The sequence below is a fragment of the Streptomyces sp. NPDC020681 genome (assembly GCF_044334895.1).
Classification (GTDB): Bacteria; Actinomycetota; Actinomycetes; order Streptomycetales; family Streptomycetaceae; genus Streptomyces.
In genome coordinates, this window is record NZ_JBIRTX010000001.1 from 181,497 (window position 1) to 199,646 (window position 18,150).

Annotated in this window: 16 protein-coding genes; 6 read left to right on the top strand and 10 right to left on the bottom strand. The window is 70.2% G+C overall.

The window, feature by feature from the left end:
* Positions 1 to 73: 73 nt before the first annotated feature.
* A complete protein-coding gene (locus ACH4YL_RS00775; protein WP_398503415.1) occupies positions 74 to 787 on the bottom strand; it encodes an SDR family oxidoreductase in 714 nt (237 codons plus the stop codon).
* A gap of 121 nt (positions 788 to 908) precedes the next feature.
* On the opposite strand from ACH4YL_RS00775, the gene ACH4YL_RS00780 reads away from it, so the two are divergent.
* Together ACH4YL_RS00780 and ACH4YL_RS00785 are read left to right on the top strand one after the other, a co-directional pair.
* Positions 909 to 1,478: a TetR/AcrR family transcriptional regulator gene (locus ACH4YL_RS00780; protein ID WP_398503417.1), complete on the top strand. Its 570-nt coding sequence runs from the start codon at positions 909 to 911 to the stop codon at positions 1,476 to 1,478.
* Positions 1,479 to 1,894: 416 nt separating this feature from the next.
* Entirely contained in the window at positions 1,895 to 2,812 is a 918-nt protein-coding gene (locus tag ACH4YL_RS00785) for a S1 family peptidase (RefSeq protein ID WP_398504342.1), read from the top strand.
* Positions 2,813 to 2,894: 82 nt separating this feature from the next.
* On the opposite strand, the gene ACH4YL_RS00790 is transcribed toward ACH4YL_RS00785, so the two are convergent.
* The 5 genes from ACH4YL_RS00790 to ACH4YL_RS00810 all read right to left on the bottom strand — a co-directional run bounded on the left by ACH4YL_RS00790 (position 2,895) and on the right by ACH4YL_RS00810 (position 6,929).
* On the bottom strand, positions 2,895 to 3,677 hold the full coding sequence (locus tag ACH4YL_RS00790) for a uracil-DNA glycosylase (RefSeq protein ID WP_398503419.1): 783 nt from the start codon (positions 3,675 to 3,677) through the stop codon (positions 2,895 to 2,897).
* 96 nt (positions 3,678 to 3,773) lie between these two features.
* Positions 3,774 to 4,649, bottom strand: a complete 876-nt coding sequence (locus ACH4YL_RS00795) for an amino acid ABC transporter ATP-binding protein (protein ID WP_398503421.1) — start codon at positions 4,647 to 4,649, stop codon at positions 3,774 to 3,776.
* 7 nt (positions 4,650 to 4,656) lie between these two features.
* On the bottom strand, positions 4,657 to 5,487 hold the full coding sequence (locus ACH4YL_RS00800) for an amino acid ABC transporter permease (RefSeq protein ID WP_398503423.1): 831 nt from the start codon (positions 5,485 to 5,487) through the stop codon (positions 4,657 to 4,659).
* Positions 5,454 to 6,221: an ABC transporter substrate-binding protein gene (locus ACH4YL_RS00805; RefSeq protein WP_398504344.1), complete on the bottom strand. Its 768-nt coding sequence runs from the start codon at positions 6,219 to 6,221 to the stop codon at positions 5,454 to 5,456. The genes ACH4YL_RS00800 and ACH4YL_RS00805 overlap by 34 nt, the downstream gene beginning before the upstream one ends.
* Before the next feature lie 210 nt (positions 6,222 to 6,431).
* Entirely contained in the window at positions 6,432 to 6,929 is a 498-nt protein-coding gene (locus ACH4YL_RS00810) for a GNAT family N-acetyltransferase (protein ID WP_398503424.1), read from the bottom strand.
* Positions 6,930 to 7,134: 205 nt separating this feature from the next.
* Between ACH4YL_RS00810 and ACH4YL_RS00815 the strand changes: the two genes are divergently transcribed.
* From ACH4YL_RS00815 to ACH4YL_RS00825, 3 genes are all read left to right on the top strand, one after another.
* Positions 7,135 to 8,310 (top strand): alpha/beta hydrolase family protein, encoded by a 1,176-nt coding sequence (locus tag ACH4YL_RS00815; RefSeq protein ID WP_398503426.1) that lies wholly within the window; start codon positions 7,135 to 7,137, stop codon positions 8,308 to 8,310.
* A 119-nt stretch (positions 8,311 to 8,429) separates the two neighbouring features.
* Entirely contained in the window at positions 8,430 to 8,813 is a 384-nt protein-coding gene (locus tag ACH4YL_RS00820; protein WP_398504346.1) for a DoxX family protein, read from the top strand.
* 127 nt (positions 8,814 to 8,940) lie between these two features.
* On the top strand, positions 8,941 to 10,833 hold the full coding sequence (locus ACH4YL_RS00825) for a Xaa-Pro dipeptidyl-peptidase (protein WP_398503428.1): 1,893 nt from the start codon (positions 8,941 to 8,943) through the stop codon (positions 10,831 to 10,833).
* 78 nt (positions 10,834 to 10,911) lie between these two features.
* On the opposite strand, the gene ACH4YL_RS00830 is transcribed toward ACH4YL_RS00825, so the two are convergent.
* On the bottom strand, positions 10,912 to 11,520 hold the full coding sequence (locus ACH4YL_RS00830) for an HD domain-containing protein (protein WP_398503429.1): 609 nt from the start codon (positions 11,518 to 11,520) through the stop codon (positions 10,912 to 10,914).
* A 46-nt stretch (positions 11,521 to 11,566) separates the two neighbouring features.
* A complete protein-coding gene (locus tag ACH4YL_RS00835; protein WP_398503431.1) occupies positions 11,567 to 12,292 on the bottom strand; it encodes a siderophore-interacting protein in 726 nt (241 codons plus the stop codon).
* A 111-nt stretch (positions 12,293 to 12,403) separates the two neighbouring features.
* Between ACH4YL_RS00835 and ACH4YL_RS00840 the strand changes: the two genes are divergently transcribed.
* Positions 12,404 to 15,052 (top strand): GNAT family N-acetyltransferase, encoded by a 2,649-nt coding sequence (locus ACH4YL_RS00840; protein ID WP_398503432.1) that lies wholly within the window; start codon positions 12,404 to 12,406, stop codon positions 15,050 to 15,052.
* Position 15,053: 1 nt separating this feature from the next.
* Here the strand turns inward: ACH4YL_RS00840 and ACH4YL_RS00845 are convergent, their stop codons facing one another.
* Both ACH4YL_RS00845 and ACH4YL_RS00850 read right to left on the bottom strand, forming a co-directional pair.
* Positions 15,054 to 16,562, bottom strand: coding sequence for an amino acid adenylation domain-containing protein (locus tag ACH4YL_RS00845; RefSeq protein WP_398503434.1), 1,509 nt, complete (start codon positions 16,560 to 16,562; stop codon positions 15,054 to 15,056).
* A 61-nt stretch (positions 16,563 to 16,623) separates the two neighbouring features.
* Positions 16,624 to 17,979 carry a KamA family radical SAM protein gene (locus tag ACH4YL_RS00850; RefSeq protein WP_398503436.1) on the bottom strand — a complete coding sequence of 452 codons (1,356 nt, stop codon included), beginning with the start codon at positions 17,977 to 17,979 and terminating at the stop codon, positions 16,624 to 16,626.
* Positions 17,980 to 18,150 lie beyond the last annotated feature (171 nt).

Consider the following 18,150-nt stretch of genomic DNA (forward strand, 5'->3'; position numbering starts at 1 on the left):
AGGCCCGCGGCCCCCGCCGGGAACGGGAGCCGCGGGAGTCTTGCGGCTCAGGGCCTTTCGTCTGGATCAGGCCCTAGGCCGCCGGCTGGACCAGCTGCGGGTAGAGCGCGCTCGGGTCGGCGGAGAGTCCTGCCTTGACCTGCGCGGTGATCTCGTCGGCGATGATTTCGTACCGGCCGGCCTCGATGGCGTCGAGTGCGGCGTGCGCGACCTTGGCCGGGTCGGCCTTGGGCTGGTCGACGGCCGCGGCCATGTCGGTGTCCATATAGCCCACGTGCAGCGCGGAGACGAGCGTCCGCTGCTCGGCGAGCTGGACGCGCAAGGCGTTGGTGATGGCCCAGGCGGCGGCCTTGGACGCGCTGTAGGCCGTGTTGGCGGGTATCACGTACCAGGACAGGACCGAGAGGACGTTCAGCAGTGCGCCGCCGCCGTTGCGGGCGAGGATCGGAGCGAAGGCCCGGCTCACCTCGAGGGTGCCGAAGGCGTGCGTGTCCATCTCCCGGCGGAATCCTTCGAGGTCGCCGTCGAGGACGCCGGTCCCGGTGGAGATGCCCGCGTTGTTGATCAGCAGCGTGACGTCCTGGGCCTGTTCGGCCGCCGCGCGAACGGCGGCGGGGTCGGTGATGTCGAGGGCGAGAGGCACCGCGCCCGGGACAGTGACCGTGTCCGGATTGCGCGCGGCCGCATAGACCTTCGCGGCTCCGCGGTCGAGGAGGGCCTTGACGAACTGCTCCCCCAGTCCGCGGTTGCCGCCCGTCACCAGGGCCACTGCGCCGTCGATCTGCATGGTGATCTCTCTTCTCGTCGCGCTGCGAAATCCGGCTCGGAAACCGATCGGTTTCCTGGGTGCTGCCTCGATGGTAAACCGATCGTTTTCCTTTGCCAAGCCCCGGCGGTAATCTCGGCGTATGACCACGACATCGACGCCATCCACCCGCGACCGGCTGCTCGACGCCGCGGCCGAGCTCTTCTACCGCGAGGGCGTCGGCATCGGCGTCGAGGCGCTGTGCCGGGCCGCGGGCGTGTCGAAGCGCTCGATGTATCAGCTGTTCGACAGCAAGGACGCCGTCCTGGCCGCGTCACTGAAGCGGCGCGCGGCCGGCTACGAATCGCAGCTCCTCCCGCCGCAGGACGACCAGCGGCCGCCGCGCGCCCGGATCCTGCATGTCTTCGAACAGCTGGAGGCCGCTTCAATCCGGCCCGAGTACCGCGGCTGCCCGTATCTGGCCACCCAGGTCGAGCTCAAGAACCCCGACCACCCGGCGAGCCGGGTCGCGCGCAAGGTCAAGGACGGCCTGACCGCCTACTTCCGCTCGGAGGCGGAGCGCGGAGGCGCCCAGGATCCGGCGCTGCTGGCACGCCAGTTGACGCTGGTCTTCGACGGGGCGAGCGCGAGGGCCGGGGTCGGCGCGGAGACGCTGGACGGGCTGACGCCGGCGACGGCGGGAGCGCTCTTGGACGCGGCGGGCATCGCGTAACACCCGTGCAATGTGACCCGCGTAGATCCGGACACCCGCACGCCGTGCGCGAAGCGTGCCGATCGGGGCGATAACGCCGGGCGCCGGCGCCGCACTTCACCTCCCGGGGCCGACGGCCCGAAGCGGGCTCCGGCCGAAGAAGCGCCCTCGACCAGCCACGATGCCCACCGAGCCCGCGCGAAAGCACGACATTCAACCTCCTTCCGGCACTCGGCAGTTCACGCCCGTGTGGCGCGAACTGGACGCGCGTAGAGCGGCCGAAAGGCGATCTTGTGGCAGCCCCATCCGGAGTCGAGGATTCCTATCGCACGGCGGTTGTCAGGGCCATGACTGTCAAACGGTCAACGGTGCTGTCCTCCACCGCGCTGAAGGGCCCGTCCACCCAGCGGGCCCCGGAACCCCCACCGGAGGATGTAGTGAACATCAAGCGCTTCTCCCCCCTCGGCGGCGTCGCCAGACGCGGACGGCTGATCGCCGTCGCAGCCAGCCTGCTGACCGTCTCCGCGCTTGCCGCCCCGACCGCGGTCGCCGAGTCCGGCGACGGCGTACGGGCCACCACCGCCCAGCTCGCGCAGGCGAGCAGCGCCGTGCTCGGCGCCGACGTGCCCGGCACCGCCTGGTACACGGACTCGGCCACGGGCAAGCTCGTCGTCACGGCGGACAGCAGCGTGTCCCCCGCCGAGATCGCCGAGATCAAGAAGGCCGCGGGCGCGCGTGCCGGAGCACTCGAGATCAAGCGCACGCCCGGCACGTTCAACAAGCTCATCGCCGGCGGCCAGGCCATCTACACCGGCGGCGGCCGCTGCTCGCTCGGCTTCAACGTCCGCAGCGGCAGCACGTACTACGCCCTGACCGCGGGCCACTGCACCAACATCGGGAGCACCTGGTACACCAACTCCTCGAACACCACGGTGCTCGGATCCACCGCCGGATCCAGCTTCCCGACCAACGACTACGGCATCATCCGGCACTCGAACGCCTCGGCCGCCGACGGCCGGGTCTACCTCTACAACGGCTCGTACCGCGACATCACCAGCGCCGGCAACGCCTCCGTCGGCCAGTCCGTCCAGCGCAGCGGCAGCACCACGGGTCTGCGCGGCGGCACGGTGACCGGTCTCAACGCCACGGTCAACTACGGCGGCGGTGACATCGTCTACGGCCTCATCCAGACCAACGTCTGCGCCGAGCCCGGCGACAGCGGCGGTTCGCTGTTCTCCGGCAGCACCGCGCTGGGCCTGACGTCCGGCGGCAGCGGCAACTGCTCCTCCGGCGGCACCACGTTCTTCCAGCCCGTCACCGAGGCGCTGAGCGTCTACGGCGTGAGCATCTTCTGATCGACCGCTTCTGATGCACAGCTCGTGATCGACGTGATCGACGTGGCCGGCGGGTCGCCTTCGGGCGGCCCGCCGGCTGCGGTTACTGCTCCAGGCCCGCGACGGCGGCCGCCTGGCGGAACACGTCGACGACCATGTCCAGGGTGAGCAGCCCGGTGAAGGTGTTCCGTTGGCTCGGGTGATAGCAGCCGAGCAGATGCAGCTCTCGCCCGCCGCCGCTGTCGGGCAGCACCACATGCGCACCGTGCCCGAACACCGGCCGGGGCCTGGGCAGTTGTCGGCCGGCGTCACTCAGCACGGGCAGCAGAGCCTGCCAGCCGAAGGCTCCCAGAACCACCACGGCCCGCAGCGACGGACGCAACAGCTCCAGCTCGCGCGCCAACCAGGGCCGGCAGGCGTCCCGCTCCGCCGGAGTGGGCCTGTTCTGCGGCGGAGCGCAGTGGACCGGCGCGGTGAGCCGCACTCCGCGCAGTTCGAGTCCGTCGCCGCGGTGGGTGCAGGTGGGCTGGTTCGCGAGCCCTGCGGCGTACAGCGCCTCGAAAAGGAAGTCGCCCGATGCGTCACCGGTGAACATCCGACCGGTCCGGTTGCCGCCGTGCGCCGCCGGAGCGAGCCCGACCACCGCCAGGGGTGCGTCCGGCGGACCGAACCCGGGAACCGGCCTGCCCCAGTACTCCCAGTCCTGGAACGCCGAGCGCTTGCTGACAGCGACCTCCTCGCGCCAGCTCACCAGCCTCGGGCAGGCCCGGCACTGCGTCAGCCGGGCGTCCAGCTCGGCCAGGTCCTGGCACCCTGGCGCGCTGCGGGCGGGAAAGTCACCGTCGTCAGGAACGGGCCGCGGACCTGGCGCTCCGTGCGTCCTCATGGGTCCACGCTAGTGCGGACCACTCCCGCGGGCCGGGTTCCGCGGGCCGGGTTCCGCGGGCCGGGTTCCGCGGGCCGATGCGCTGGTCCGCCGCCGTCACTCGCCGGTCGAGCCGCCGGCCTTCCGCGGTCCGGGCTCCGTGTCCGTGGACTCCGTGCCGGTGGACTCCGCGTCCGCGCTCGGCACGTCCGCCGCGGCCGGATCGAGAATCCGGTCGAGGAAGTTCCTGGTCCGCTCGTGCTGCGGGTCGCCGACGACCTGGGCCGCCGGTCCCTGCTCGACGATCACTCCGCCGTCCATGAACACCACTCGGTCCGCGACCTCACGGGCGAAGCTCATCTCATGGGTGACGACCATCATCGTCATGCCTTCCGCGGCCAGCAGCCGCATCACCGACAGCACCTCGCCGACGAGTTCGGGGTCGAGCGCCGAGGTCGGCTCGTCGAAGAGCATCACCTCCGGGCCCATCGCCAGCGCCCGCGCGATCGCCACGCGCTGCTGCTGACCGCCGGACAACTGCGCCGGATAGGCCTCCGCCTTGTCGGCGAGCCCGACGCGCTCCAGATTCTCCCGGGCCACGGCGGCCGCGCGCGCCTTGTCCCGGCGCAGCACCCGCCGCTGCGGCAGCGTGAGGTTCTCGGTGACGTTGACGTGCGGGAAGAGGTTGAACTGCTGGAAGACCATGCCGATTCGGCGGCGTACGGCGTCGATGTCCACGTCGAGGTCGGTCACTTCGGTGCCGCCGACGAAGACCTGGCCGGAGCTGGGCTCCTCCAGCAGATTCACACAGCGCAGCAGTGTCGACTTGCCCGAGCCGGAAGGGCCGATGACACACACCACCTCGCCGCGGCCGATGTCCAGGTCGATGCCGCGCAGCACGTGGTTGTCGCCGAACGACTTGTGCAGCCCCCGGATCTCGATCTCCGGGTGGTCCGCGGCCATGGCGTCCACGCTCTGAGTCTTCTGTGACATCTCGTCCTCACCTGGCCTTGTCGGCGCGGGTCTCGAGACGGCGCACGACGAAGCTCAGCGGCACGGTCACCAGGAGGTAGCAGAGTCCGGCGACCAGGATCGGGGTGGAGTTGGCGGTCTGGCTGGCGAGGTCCCTGCCGAACTTGGTCAGTTCTCGCTCGTCGAGCGTGACGCCGAGGAACAGCACCAGCGAGGAGTCCTTGAACAGCAGGACGAGCTCATTGGTGAGCGGCGGGATCACGATGCGGAACGCCTGCGGGATGATCACCGACACCATGGCCCGGGCGTGCGAGAAGCCCAGCGAGCGGGCCGCCTCCATCTGGCCCTTGGGCACCGCCTGGATGCCCGCCCTCATCGTCTCCGCCATATAGGCGGCTGCGACCAGGCCGAGACCGAGAGCGACCTTGCCGTACGTGCCGCCCGGGATCTGGTAGCCGGGGAACGCCAGCGGCACCGCCACACCCACGAAGATGAAGATCAGCAGCGCGGGCAGACCGCGGAAGAGCTCGATGTAGACGCTCGCGACCCAGCGGTACGGGGCGACGGACGACAGCCGCATCAGCGCGATGATCAGCCCGAGGACCAGTCCGAAGCCGAAGCCGGAGAACGTGTACACCACCGTGTTGCGCAGCGCGATGGTGATGATGTCCGGGAAGAGCTCTTCGGCCAGGTCCTGCTGGGCGAACTGGTTCTGCAGCCGGCCCCAGTCGGCGAACACGCCGACCACGACCAGCACGGCGACGAAGACGGCGTACTGAATGCCCTGCGAGACGCGGCGACGCTGCCTTCGGGTCAGCCGAGAGGTCACGACGTGCCCTTGGGCAGCGGACCGATCCACTGCTGGTAGAGCTTGTTGTACGTGCCGTCGGCGCGGGCGTCGTTGATCGCCTTGTCGATCGCCGCGAGGAGCTCGGTGTTGCCCTTCTTCACCGAGAATCCGTACTGCTCACCGGTCTCGATGTTCTGGCCGAGCGCGAACGCGGCGGCGTTCGCCTTGTCCTTGAGCCAGCCTTGGACGACCGGGTAGTCGATGACGACCGCGTCGACCTGGCCCGTACGAAGACCGTTGAGCACCGCGTCGGAGCTCTCGAAGGCGACCGGGTCGAAGCCCTGCGACTTGGCGTAGCTCTCGCCGGTGGTCTCGGCCTGAGCGCCGAGCTTCTTGTTCATGGACTTGACGTCGGCCAGCGTCTTCACGCCGCTCTTCTTGGTGGCGAGGAGCGCCTGGGTGGCGTCGAAGTACGGGACGGAGAAGTCGACGTTCTTCTTGCGCTCGTCGGTGATCGTCATGCCGGCCGCCGCGAGGTCGCACTCGCCGGAGTTCAGGAACGCGCCGGTCTTGAAGTTCTCGAACGGCGTGTCCACGATCTTCTGCTGGACCTTGAGGTTCTTGGCGACGAGGTCGATCAGCGCGACGTCGAAGCCGACGACCTTGCCGCTCTGCTCGAACTGGAACGGCGGGTACGGCAGATGCGTGCAAGTGGTGAGCTTGCCCTTCTCCACGACGGGAACGCCGCCCGCCGCCTCGCCCGGGCCGTCGCCGCCGGAGGAACAACCCACGGCGAGGAACATCCCCGCCGCGACAGCACCGGCGGTGGCGCGGGCGCGGAAGCTGCTGCGGTGACTGCGGTGTCCTCTGGCCGTCCAGAACACGGTTGACCTCCATGAGTATGCATTGCGGGCGGCCGGCAGAACGCGACCGTCCGTCGGAGATCGTAAGGCACTGAGCGGTTGCGGGAGCGGAGCTGTCCACGATGCGTCCACACCGTCTCACCGGCTGAACTACCAGGCCGAAGGGATCGGGATGATCAGCTCCGGCCGGTCCCACATCACGGCCGGCGGGTTCGCCCGCACGGTGCCGCAGCGCTGCGCGCCCACGCTCCGGTAGAAGCCCTCGGCGGGCGGATGCGAGACGACCCGCACGGCGGTGATGCCTGCTCTTCGGGCCTCGCCCGCCATGTGCTGGACGAGGCCGCGGCCGATGCCGAGTCCCTGCGCGGCGTCGGAGACGAACATCAGGTCCAGCTCCGGCGGCGACAGGACCAGCGCGTAGAAGCCGAGCACGGCGTCGTCCTCGCCGACGGCGACATGGACCGAGTGGGTCTCGATGTAGTCCGGGCCCACCCGGTAACCGGCGACCATCGGCTCGTACGGTCCCTGGTAGGCGCGCGAATTCCGCACCAGCCCGGTGAGCCGCTTCCCATCCCGCGCAGTGGCCCGCCGGATCCGCACAGCCTTCCCCCGCCCGCCGCGGCCGGCCGCTGTCATGTCCGAAGTCATGCGGAGAGTATTACCCGCGGGTCAGACCTCGCAGAACAGTGAGGGCAAGACCCAGACGACAGGCTCCAGGTCTCCGGGTGCTGTCAGCCCTGCGTATGACCCGAGATGCCTCCGCGGGCTGACGCTCCGGTGCCTGCCCGATTCCTACGCTTCCCTCCATCAGGCCGCCGCACCCGCGTGGCCGACAGAAGTAGGAGGCCCCTGGATGACCGGAGTCCGTCATGCCGCCGTCGCCGCCGCGCTGGTGCTGTCGCTGGCCGGCGCGGGGACGGCCTTAGCCGTTCCGCAGCCGGACGGCGCCGCCGCGACCGCTTCGTCCGACAGCAAGGGCGTGCGGCTGGAGCTGCCGCGTCCGACCGGGCCGTACGCCGTCGGGCGCAACACGCTCCATCTCGTCGACCACTCGCGTCGCGACCCTTGGGTGCCGTCGGCCGGTGCGCGGGAACTGATGGTGTCGGTGTACTACCCGGCCAGGCCCGGGACCGGCAGGGCCGCGCCGTACATGACCACCGAAGGGGCCCGGCAGCTGCTGGAGTACCAGGATCTGGCCGAGCTGGTCCCGGCCGAGGTGCTCAGCGGTACCCGCACCCACTCCGCGACCGGCGCCCGGCCCGCTCGGGGCCGTTTCCCGCTGGTCGTGCTCTCGCCCGGCTTCACCGCGCCGCGGACCACGATCAGCGCGCTCGCCGAGGACCTGACCAGCCGCGGATATGTCGTCGCGACCGTCGACCATGCCTACGAGGCGGTCGGGGCGAACTTCACGGGAGGGCGGATCCTGCCGTGCACGGCGTGCGATCTGCCGCCGGAGTCCACCGGCAAGGTCCCAGGAGTACGGGCGAAGGACCTGTCCTTCGTGCTGGACGAGCTGACGGGACGTCATCCCGCCTGGGCATACTCCCGGATGATCGACCGCACCCGGATCGGCATGGCCGGGCACTCGATCGGCGGCGCGAGCACCGCGGCGGCGATGGAGTCCGACCCACGGATCCGCGCCGGGGTGAACATGGACGGCAGCTTCCACTCCTGGCCCACCGCCGGGGGCCTCGGCGGCCGGGCGTTCATGATGCTCGGCACCGAGTCGCTCCACGTTCCGGGCGGCAGGGACACCACGTGGGACCGGGCCTGGGACCGGATGGACGGCTGGAAGCGCTGGGCGACCGTGGCCGGCGCCGGCCACTTCTCGTTCACCGATCTGCCGCCGCTCGGCGCTCAGTTGGGGCTTTCGGACCCGGAGGCGCCGCTGCCCGGCAAGCGCGCCGCGGAGATCACCAACGGCTATGTCGGCGCATTCTTCGACCTCCATCTGCGAGGCATCGCACAGCCGCTGTTCGACGGCCCGTCGCCGGCGAATCCGGAGGTCACGCTGCATCACCTGCCCTAGGAGTCGTCCCGTGAATGATCCTCGCCGTGGTCGGGCGGCCGGGGTGTTCGGAGATGTCACATTCGGGGCTGCTGATCCGTCGTACTCGGTGCAGGCAATCCTCGATCAAGGAGCAGATGATGGACATCGCGCTGTGGATCGCTGCCGGACTGCTGGCCGCGGTAGCCCTGGGCGGCGGCATCAGCAAGACATTCGTGCCCAAGGAAAAACTGGCCGCGCTTCCTGGTGGGGGATGGACCGCGGACGTGAGCGCCGGCTTCCTCAAGACCCTCGGCGTCCTGGAGCTGCTGGCCGCGGCAGGCCTGATCCTGCCCGCCGCACTCGACATCGCACCGGTTCTGGTGCCGGTGACTGCCGTCTGCTGGGTCCTGCTGATGGTCGGCGCAATGATCACCCACGGCCGACGCGGCGAATCCGCGTTCGTGGTGCTGAACCTGATCTATCTCGCGCTTGCGGCCTTCATCGCGTGGGGCCGCTTCGGTCCCGAGTCCTTCACCGGCTGACATTCAGCCCGACGCATCGGACGGGGGCGGAAGTGGCGGGAGTTGGGTCTGGCGCGGGGCGCGCGCACGCGGTGGAATGTGCGCGCGCTCCCCGCGTGATCGTCACTTCCCGGTCCCTGGAGGCACGATGGCGACCCCCACCGCTTTACGTACGGCCCGGAGGCTGGGCATCACCGCGCTCGCGGCTTCGCTGATCGCGGCGCTGCCCGCTCCCGTCGCGCAGGCCGACGATCCGGCGCTGCGTATCGTCGGCGACCGGACCGAGCCGGTCTTCTCCCGCGCGGACGCGATCTCGCAGCTCGTGGACATCGAGACGGAGGCCGACAGTGACGGCGACGGCCGCCTCGACACCGTGAGGATGCGGATCCTGCGGCCGAAGGAGACCGATGCCGGCCTGAAGGTCGCCACCATCATCGAGGCGAGCCCTTACTGGGGCGGCGGCAACGATGTGCCCTTCCACCCGGTGGACCTGGACGAGGACGGGCTGCCGGCGAAGCAGCGCGCGGGCGAGGAGCGGCTGCCCGGCCTCATCGGCCCCTCGGTGCCCTTCCCCGGCTACACCGACAACTACTTTCTGCCACGCGGTTATGCGGTGGCCCAGCTCGACAGCCTCGGCACCGGCGGCTCCACCGGCTGCCCGACCTCCGGCGGACGCAACGAAACCCTCGGCGCGAAGGCCGCCGTCGACTGGCTGAACGGCCGGGCGAAGGGCTGGGACCCGGAAGGCCGGCCGGTCGGCGCGGCCTGGTCGACGGGCAACACCGCGATGATGGGGATCTCGTACAACGGAACGCTGCCAACGGCCGTCGCGGCGACCGGAGTCGAGGGCCTCAGGGCGATCGTGCCGATCTCCGGCATATCGTCCTGGTACGACTACTACCGGGCGAACGGCGGGGTCGTCGCGCCGGGCGGTTATCAGGGCGAGGACACCGACATTCTCGCCAAGGCCGTCTACAGCCGCACCGACCGGGAGGTCTGCAAGCCGGTGCTGGACGGGCTGACGGCGGATCAGGACCGTAAGACCGGCGACTGGAGCCGGTTCTGGGCGGAGCGGGACTACGTCAAGGACGTCCGGAATATCAGGGCCGGAGTGTTCGCCGTGCACGGCGGCAACGACTGGAACGTGAAGACGCAGCACGTCGGTCAGTTGTGGGAGGCGCTGAAGAGGCACGATGTGCCGCGCAGGCTGTGGCTGCATCAGGCAGGTCACATCAATCCGATGCCGCTGCGGATGGAGGCGTGGCTGGGTCAGCTGCACCAGTGGTTCGACTACTGGCTGTACGACCTGGACAACGGCGCTCTCGACGCACCGCCGGTCGAGGTCGAGCAGTCCGACTTCAGCTGGCGTGCGCAGTCCGACTGGCCGGCGCGCGGCACGCGTGATCTGACGATGCGGCTGAACGCGGGCGGACTGGGTGCGCTGCCGGATGTGCCGGTGACGCAGTCGCTGTCGGACGCGGGCCGTACGGTCACGGCGGAGACGCTGGCAGCGGATCCGGACGGAGCCAACCCGAACCGGCTCGTGTACACGACCGGCGCGCTGCCGAAGGATCTGCGGGTCAACGGCGTGCCGGAGGTCTCGGTGCGGGCGTCGCTCGACGGGACATCGCCCTATGTGACGGCGCTGCTCGTCGACTACGGCCGGGACACGAGGGCGACGGCGGGCACGGTGGCGGACACCTCGAAGCTGATCTGTTACGGCGAGGGCATCCCTCAGGACACCGGCTGCACCTATCGCACGGTGCACCGCACGGAGACGGCCGACTTCAAGATCGTCTCCCGTGGCTGGCTGGACGCGCGCAACCGTCGCTCGATCACGCACGAGGACAAGGTCGTCGAGGGCCGGGAGTACAAGCTGGAGTGGGGCATGCAGCCGCAGGACTACGTCTTCAAGAAGGGCCACCGGCTGGGTGTGGTGCTGATCTCGACGGACTACGACTACACGCTGCGGTATCCGTCGGGGACGCGGATGACGGTCCGGACGGGAGTCAGCAGCGTGACGCTGCCGGTGGAGCGGTGACGCCTCGGGCCTGATGCCACGGCGTGGGCGACCGCACGGGGCCCGGTGCGTCAGCTACCCGTCGGGAAGCCCGGTGCGTCAGCGGCGCACCGGGTGGGCGGCCTGGAAGTCCAGGCGGGCGTCGGCGTCTTCGCCGATGCGCGCCAGGACTTCGTCGAGCGCCAGGAACTCCTCCCAGACCTCGCGTCCGCTCACGGCGGCCAGCCGCGCGACGAGCAGATCCTCGAGTTCGGGCACCCGTTTGTTCTTCCAGACCTTGTCGGCGACGCTCACCAACAGGTCCTCGATCGCGGCGGGGTCGTCCGGGTCGAGGACGGACCAGGACGCGTGGGTGGCGGCGAAACGTGCGAGCTGCGCGCTGACTCCGTGGGACAGCAGCAGCTCGCGTCCGGCCTCCTCGTGCCGGGAGCCGGAGCCGCCGAGTTCGGCGACATGCACCGTCTTGCCCAGGTCGTGCGTGGCCGCGCCGAAGAGCACGGCGTCGCGATCGATGCGAAGCGTCGGATACCGCCGTTCCGCCCAGCCGACGAGCTGGTGCGCGACATCGTGAACGGCCCGCAGATGCGCCGCGAGGCGCGGCGGAGCGTCCAGGGCCTCCAGGAGCTCCGCCGCACGCTGCGGCAGCGGGCGCAGGGGCAGGTCACCGGTGTCGTGCAGGGCACGCTGCAACGGGTCGGCGGTCGTCACCGCGTCAGCGTACGCGCGGTGCGTGCGGTGCGTGCGGTGCTTGCGGTCAGGCCGCGCGCCAGTAACCGAGTGCGTTGACGCGGTCCTTGGGCAGGGCCAGGTCCTTGCGGGCGTACGCCGTGAGGGTCCGGGTCGTCGTCGTGTCGCAGGCGATCCAGACATACGCGCCCGAGGGGTCGCCGAGCAGTCCGGGCAGCGCCGACTTCACCTGCTCGACGAGGTGGCCGCCGGCCTCGCGGCGGGGCACGCGGTGCACCTCGTGGTGCGCGGAGTCGAGCCGCAGCGGCAGGTCCTCGTCCGAGGCGTGCGTGGTCTCGAACCAGATCGTCGCGGGCACCTTCGGCAACGCGTCCAGCAGCGAGTTGATCGCCGGGAGCGAGGCCGGGTCGCCGATGACGAACAGCCGGCTCGGCAGCGGGTCGGGCGCGCTGAAGCCGGTGCCCTGGAGGGTCGCCTCGACGGTGTCGCCGGGCTGCGCCTTGCGTGCCCAGTCGCTCGCGCAGCCTTCGTGCAGCGCGAACTCCAGGCTGAACGTGCCGGCCGCGGGATCCGGGTCCACCAGCGTGTACGCGCGCTGATGGGGCTTGCCGGCGTTGTCGAACCAGATCCGGACCCACATCGTGGGGTGCACTCCGGTGAGCGCGAGCATGCCGCCGTCGGTGAAGTGGACGCGCCGGAAGTGCTCCGAGACTTCTTCGGCCCCGGTCACGGTGAACTCGAAGTCCTTGCCGCGCATCAGTTTGAGGACGACGCCCTCCCAGCCATGCCCCACGACAGCTCCTCCCCATCGGTCCGGGATTGTCTCCCGAACACTCGTGCATTAATTTAGGCCAGCCTAACCTAAACAAGGTGGGGGAATGAGCCATCAAGGGCGGGGAACAAGTTGAGCACCAAGATCTACCGTGACGCCTGGGGTATCCCGCATCTACGGGCCGGCAGCGCGGACGAACTCGCCTTTGCGCAGGGGCGGAATGCAGCCACCGACCGGGCGTGGCAGATGGAGACGGACCGGCACAGGTCGCAGGGCACCTCGGCCGCGCACCTCGGCGAGAGCGCCGTCGGCTGGGACCGCTTCGCCCGGCAGGCACGCCTGGACGACACCGCGAGGCGCTGCTTCCGCGGACTCGACCCGGACACCGCGGCCTGGATCGGCGCGTACGTCGACGGTGTGAACGCCGGTCTCGGCGAAGGGGCGCGCCGCTCGCCCGAGTTCGCGGAGACCGGGCTGGAGCCGGGGGCCTGGCAGCCGTGGACGCCGCTGGGCATCTGGCTCACCACGCACATCCTCTTCGCGGGCTTCCCGACGAAGCTCTGGCGCGAGGAGGTGGCCCGTGCGCTCGGCGAGGAGCTGATCGAGCTGTTCGCCACGGACGGCAGCGGCAGTTCCGGAAGCAACGGATGGCTTGTCACCGGCGGGCGGACCGAAAGTGGCGCGCCACTGATCGCGGGCGATCCGCACCGGCTCATCGAGGATCCGGGCATCTACCAGCAGATCCATCTGGCGTGCCCGGAGTTCGACGTGGTGGGACTGGCCGTCCCCGGCGTTCCCGGAATCGCACATTTCGGGCACACCGGCTCGGTGGCCTGGGCGATCACCAACGCCATGGCCGACTACCAGGACCTGTACCGGGAACAGCTTCGCCGCCGGGGCACCGAGGTGGAGGCACTGGGCCCGGACGGCTGGCAGCCCGCATCCGTGCACACCGAGACCATCGAGGTCGCCGGCGGCGAGCCCGTCGTCGTCGAGGTGATCGAGACCGAGCGCGGGCCCGTCGTGGTCGGCGGACCCGACGCCGCGGAGGCGATCAGCCTGCGCATTCCGCCACGAGTGACCGGTGACCTCGGCTTCGAAGCGCTGCCCGCGCTGCTGCGGGCGCGCACCGTCGGCGATGTGGACCGGGCGTTCGACCAGTGGACCGAGCCCGTCAACGTCGTTCAGGCCGCGGACACCGAAGGCGGACTGCTGCATCGCGTCGCGGGCCGCGTGCCGCTGCGGCACGAGGACAACCGGCTGCGGGTGGTGCCGGCGTGGCGGCGAAGACACGAATGGCTCGGCCGGTACGAGCCCATGCCCCGCCGGACCGTCGACGACATCGCGGTGATGGCGAACGGACGCGGCCTGGCCACGCCGCTCGGCGTCGAATTCGCCGCACCCCACCGGTCCGAACGCATCCGGACGCTGCTGAGCGAACACCACGACTGGACGCCAGAGGGCATGGCAGCGGTCCACATGGACACGCATCTGGCCTCCGCCACACCCCTGTTGACGATCCTCGCCGAACTCGACGGGCTCAGCGCGAACGCGGAAGTACTCCGGGAGCAACTGCTCGGCTGGGACCGCCGGATGGACGCGCAGAGCACGGACGCGGCCGCGTACGCCGAGCTGAGATCGGCCGTGGTGCACCGGATCGCCGGGCACCCCGCGCTGGAGAAACTGGCGAAGCAGGTGGATCCGGCGTCGTACCCGGAGGCCCTGCGCCCCTGGCTGGCCTTCCTCCCGCGCGTCGCCTTCGCGCTGGAAGGCCTGCTCACGACCCGGGCGCTGCCCGACATGGACCGTACGGAACTCGTCCGGGCCGCGGTCGAGGAGGTCGCGGCGGCGGCCGGTGAGCCGGCGGCCTGGGGCAGCAAGCACCGGCTCGCGCCGTGGCAGGCGCTGCCCGGCGAGCAGCACGAGGAATGGCCCGCGCTCTCCGGCGACCACGACTGTGTGCTGTCGACCACCAGCGTGCCCGGCCTGACCGACCTCAGCTCGCGCGGACCGGCCGCGCGCTATGTCTGGGACCTGGACCGCCGGGACAACAGCCTCTGGGCGGTGCCGTTCGGCGCGTCCGGGGTGCCCGGTGATCCGCACCGCCGCGACCAACTGCCGCTGTGGCTGCGCGGCGAACTCGTACCTGTGATCACCGACTGGACCCGACTCACCGAGGAAACCATGGCCACCACCTCCCCCGCCGCTGCCCCCGACCTCTCGCGCGAGGCGGTGCACGAGCAGACCGTCGAGGGTTTCGGGACCGTACGCATCGTTCCGCTGGACCCGGCCGCCGATGCCGACCTCGTCCACGGCTGGGTCACCGAGGAGCGCGCACAGTTCTGGGGCATGGTCGGCCACAGCCGTGAACAGGTGCGGGAGATATACGAGTACGTCGACTCGCTCAGCACCCATCACGCCTTCCTCGCCTTCCGCGAGGGCAAGCCGGTAGCGCTCTTCCAGACGTACGATCCCGCCGCCGACCCGGTCGGCGAGTGCTACGACGTGCAGCCCGGCGACTTCGGTATCCATCTGCTGATCGGCCCCTCCTCCGGCACGGCGGAGCGGGGCTTCACCGGCGGCCTGATGACCGCACTCATCGGCTTTGTGCTGTCGGATCCGGTGCATCAGCGGATCGTCGTCGAGCCCGACGCCCGCAACGCGAAGGCCATCGAACGCATGCTCCGGGCCGGATTTGTGCTCGGCCCGGAGATCGACAAGCCAGAGAAGCGGGCGCGTCTGGCGTTCCTGAGCCGCGCGGCGCTCGAGGGCCGCGGCTGAGTCAGGACAGCCGTGAGCGGTCGACCTTGCCGCTCGCCGTGTACGGAAGCTGCGGTACGACGGCGACCGCGGCCGGCACGAGATGGCGCGGGCTGCGGCGGCGCACGAAGGCCAGGATGTCGGCGGGCAGTTCGGCGTGCTCGGCGCCCGGCGCGGGCACGACGTACGCGGCCAGACTCGTCAGGCCGTCCCGGACGCGACCGGTGACGGCGGCCGCCGCGACCCCGGGGTGTGCGCAGAGCTGCGCCTCGACCTCCCCGGGGTCGACCCGGATGCCAGAGACCTTCAGCTGATGGTCGGCGCGGCCCTCGTGGACGAGCACGCCGTTGTCGAGCTGTCGTACCAGGTCTCCGGTACGGAAGAAGCGCACGGCGCCCGTCGCCGTGCCGAGGACGAGGAACTTCTCCGCGGTGGCGGTGGGCAGTTGGTGGTAGCCGAGCGCGACGGAGTCTCCGCCGATCAGCAACTCGCCGTCGCGGCCGATGCGTTCGACGACGTGCGGCAGCGGCCACCCGATCGGCACGGGCTCACCTCCCTGCGCGGTCCGCTCGGCCGTGAGCGGACCGTGCAGATCGACGGCATGCGTGACCAGGGTCGTCTCGGTGCAGCCGTAGGTGTTGACCAGCCGTACAGCCGCCGTGTCCAGCGCGCGCCAGTCGGCCAGCCGCGCGGCGTGGGCGGCCTCGCCGCCGATGACGACCGTCCGCAGGCACGACGGCAACGGCTGCCGCTCCCGCACCAGATGGTGGACGAGCTCGTGCCAGTAGGCGGTGGGCAGATCGACGACGGTGATCCGCTCCCGCTCGACGGTGTCGAGGAAACGGCGGTAGGAGCCGGTGTGCGCCGCGTCGTCGATGACCAGCGCGGCGCCGACGGTGAGCGCGGGCAGAATCTCTTCGAAGCAGGTGTCCCAGTTGAGCGAAGCGAACTGGAGCACGTGGTCGTCGGCGGTGAGAGCGAGGAAACCGCCCAGCGAACGGACGGCCGCGGCGATGGCGCGCCGCGGCGTCACCACCGGCTTGGGCGCTCCGGTGGATCCGGAGGTGAACAGGATGTACGCGGGGTCCGCCGGGCTTCCGTGGAACGCGGCACTCCCGTGATCGCCCGGATGCGTGTCGGCGGGCCTCACCTCCGTGGCGTCGATGACCGGCAGGCCGGCCACCAGCTCCGGCCCGGGCCCGGTGGCGACGACACTCCGGCAGCCTGCGGCATGCGCCAGCGCCTCGCGCCGCTCGGCGGGGTATGCCGGGTCGATCGGGCAGTACGCCCCGCCCGCGGCCAGCACACCGAGCAGCGCCACAACGGTGGGCGCGGTCCGGTGTGCCGCAACCGCGACCGTGCCGGGCGCGGGTCCGAGGCGGGTGGCGATGCCGGTGACCAGACGGTCGAGGGTCCGGTAGTCGATGACGGTTCCGTTGTGGACGATCGCCGTGCGCTCGGGATGGAGCCGGGCGGTTCGCCGGAAGCCGGCGATGACATCCGTGGCCGCGGGATCGGTTGGGGTGGACATGGCACTGCCTCTCGCGGGTTCGGGTGCGTTCGGTGGTACGGAATTCAGGGGCGTGCGGAACTCAGGGACGTGCGGCGGCCGCTTCCTTACGCCGCCACCAGCTCTGTCCTTCCTCGCCGAGCGTCTGCACCGGGTCGTAGTAGTGGTGGCGTCGCGCGAGCGCGAACGGGTCGTCCTGCTCCAGCGCGGTGAGGTAGTTCTTCGTCCAGCTGGAGATGCCGCGTTCGCGGTCGTACTCCTCGGTCTGGTGTACCCAGCGCTTGCCGACGAACGGCACGTCGCACACGATGCGCGGTGTGGCGAAGCCCGGCAGATAACCCATGATCGCCTGTTGCAGGTCCTGCGCCTCGTGGAGCGCGAGCCGCCAGTGCTCGGCGTTCGGGATCATGTCGCAGAGGTAGAAGTAGTACGGCAGGACACCCGCGCCGTCGAGCAACGCGAAGCACAGGTCCAGGAGTTGCTGCGCGGAGTCGTTGACGCCGCGCAGCAGCACGCCCTGGTTGCGGACATCGCGGATGCCGAGGTCGAGCATGGTCCGCGCGGCCTGCGCGGCGAGCGGTGTGACCTGCTGGGCGGCGTTGACATGGGTGTGGAGCGCGAGAGCGACGCCACGGTCGCGGGCGGTCTTGGCCAGCCGTTCGACGCAACTGCGCGCACCGGGAGTCAGCCAGTGCTGCGGCAGGTCGACAAGCGCCTTGGACGCGAGCCGGATGTCCCGTACATGGTCGATGTCCAGCAGGGCCATGATGAATTCCTCGAGCCGCGGCCACGGCACATTCGCTATGTCGCCGCCCGAGACCACCACATCGCGAACTGCGGGTGTTTCGCGGATATAGCCGAGCATGGCGTTCAGTCGGTCCGGCCTGCGTACGGTGAATTTCAGCTTCCGCACTTGGGGAGTGGAATTTCCGACCAGATCCATACGGGTGCAGTGTCCGCAGTACTGCGGACACGTGGAGAGGAGTTCCGCCAGCACTTTTGTCGGATAGCGGTGCGTGAGACCTTCGACCGCCCACATTTCTGCCTCATGCAGCGAATCGCGGGACGCGTGCGGATGCGAGGGCCACTCGGGATCGCGATCGGAGAAGGCGGGCAGCATATGGCGGCGTACCGGATCGGCATACATCGCGTCCGCGTCCGGTTCGGCCGCCGGTGCCATGGTGTTGAGGACATAGGGCGGCAACAGCAGTGACATCGTGGCCCGTTCGGCCTGGTCACGCTCGATGTCCCGGTAGAAGGACTCCGGCAGCGAGGCGCCGTAAACCGAGTGGAGCTGCCGCGTGTTCTTCACACAGTGGGCCCGCTGCCAGCGCGCGTCGCGCCATTGTTCCGGGGTCACGTCCCGCCAGGCCGGGAGTCGTTTCCAGTCCGGCTCGATGAGTTCCCTGCGCGTATAGGAATACGGCTGATGCGGCATGTCCATCCCCCCTGCCCGGTCGCCCCTCTCCCAGGGACAGGACGAACGTAACCGCAGCCGGAGTGTCCGATCCATCTGCCTCGCGGAAATCTCCGGGCAGGTTGTTGTCAGTGGCAGCAACTGGTCAGCCGGAAGGTCAAGTTCAGCCTGCCGTACGGCTCGGATGCGGTG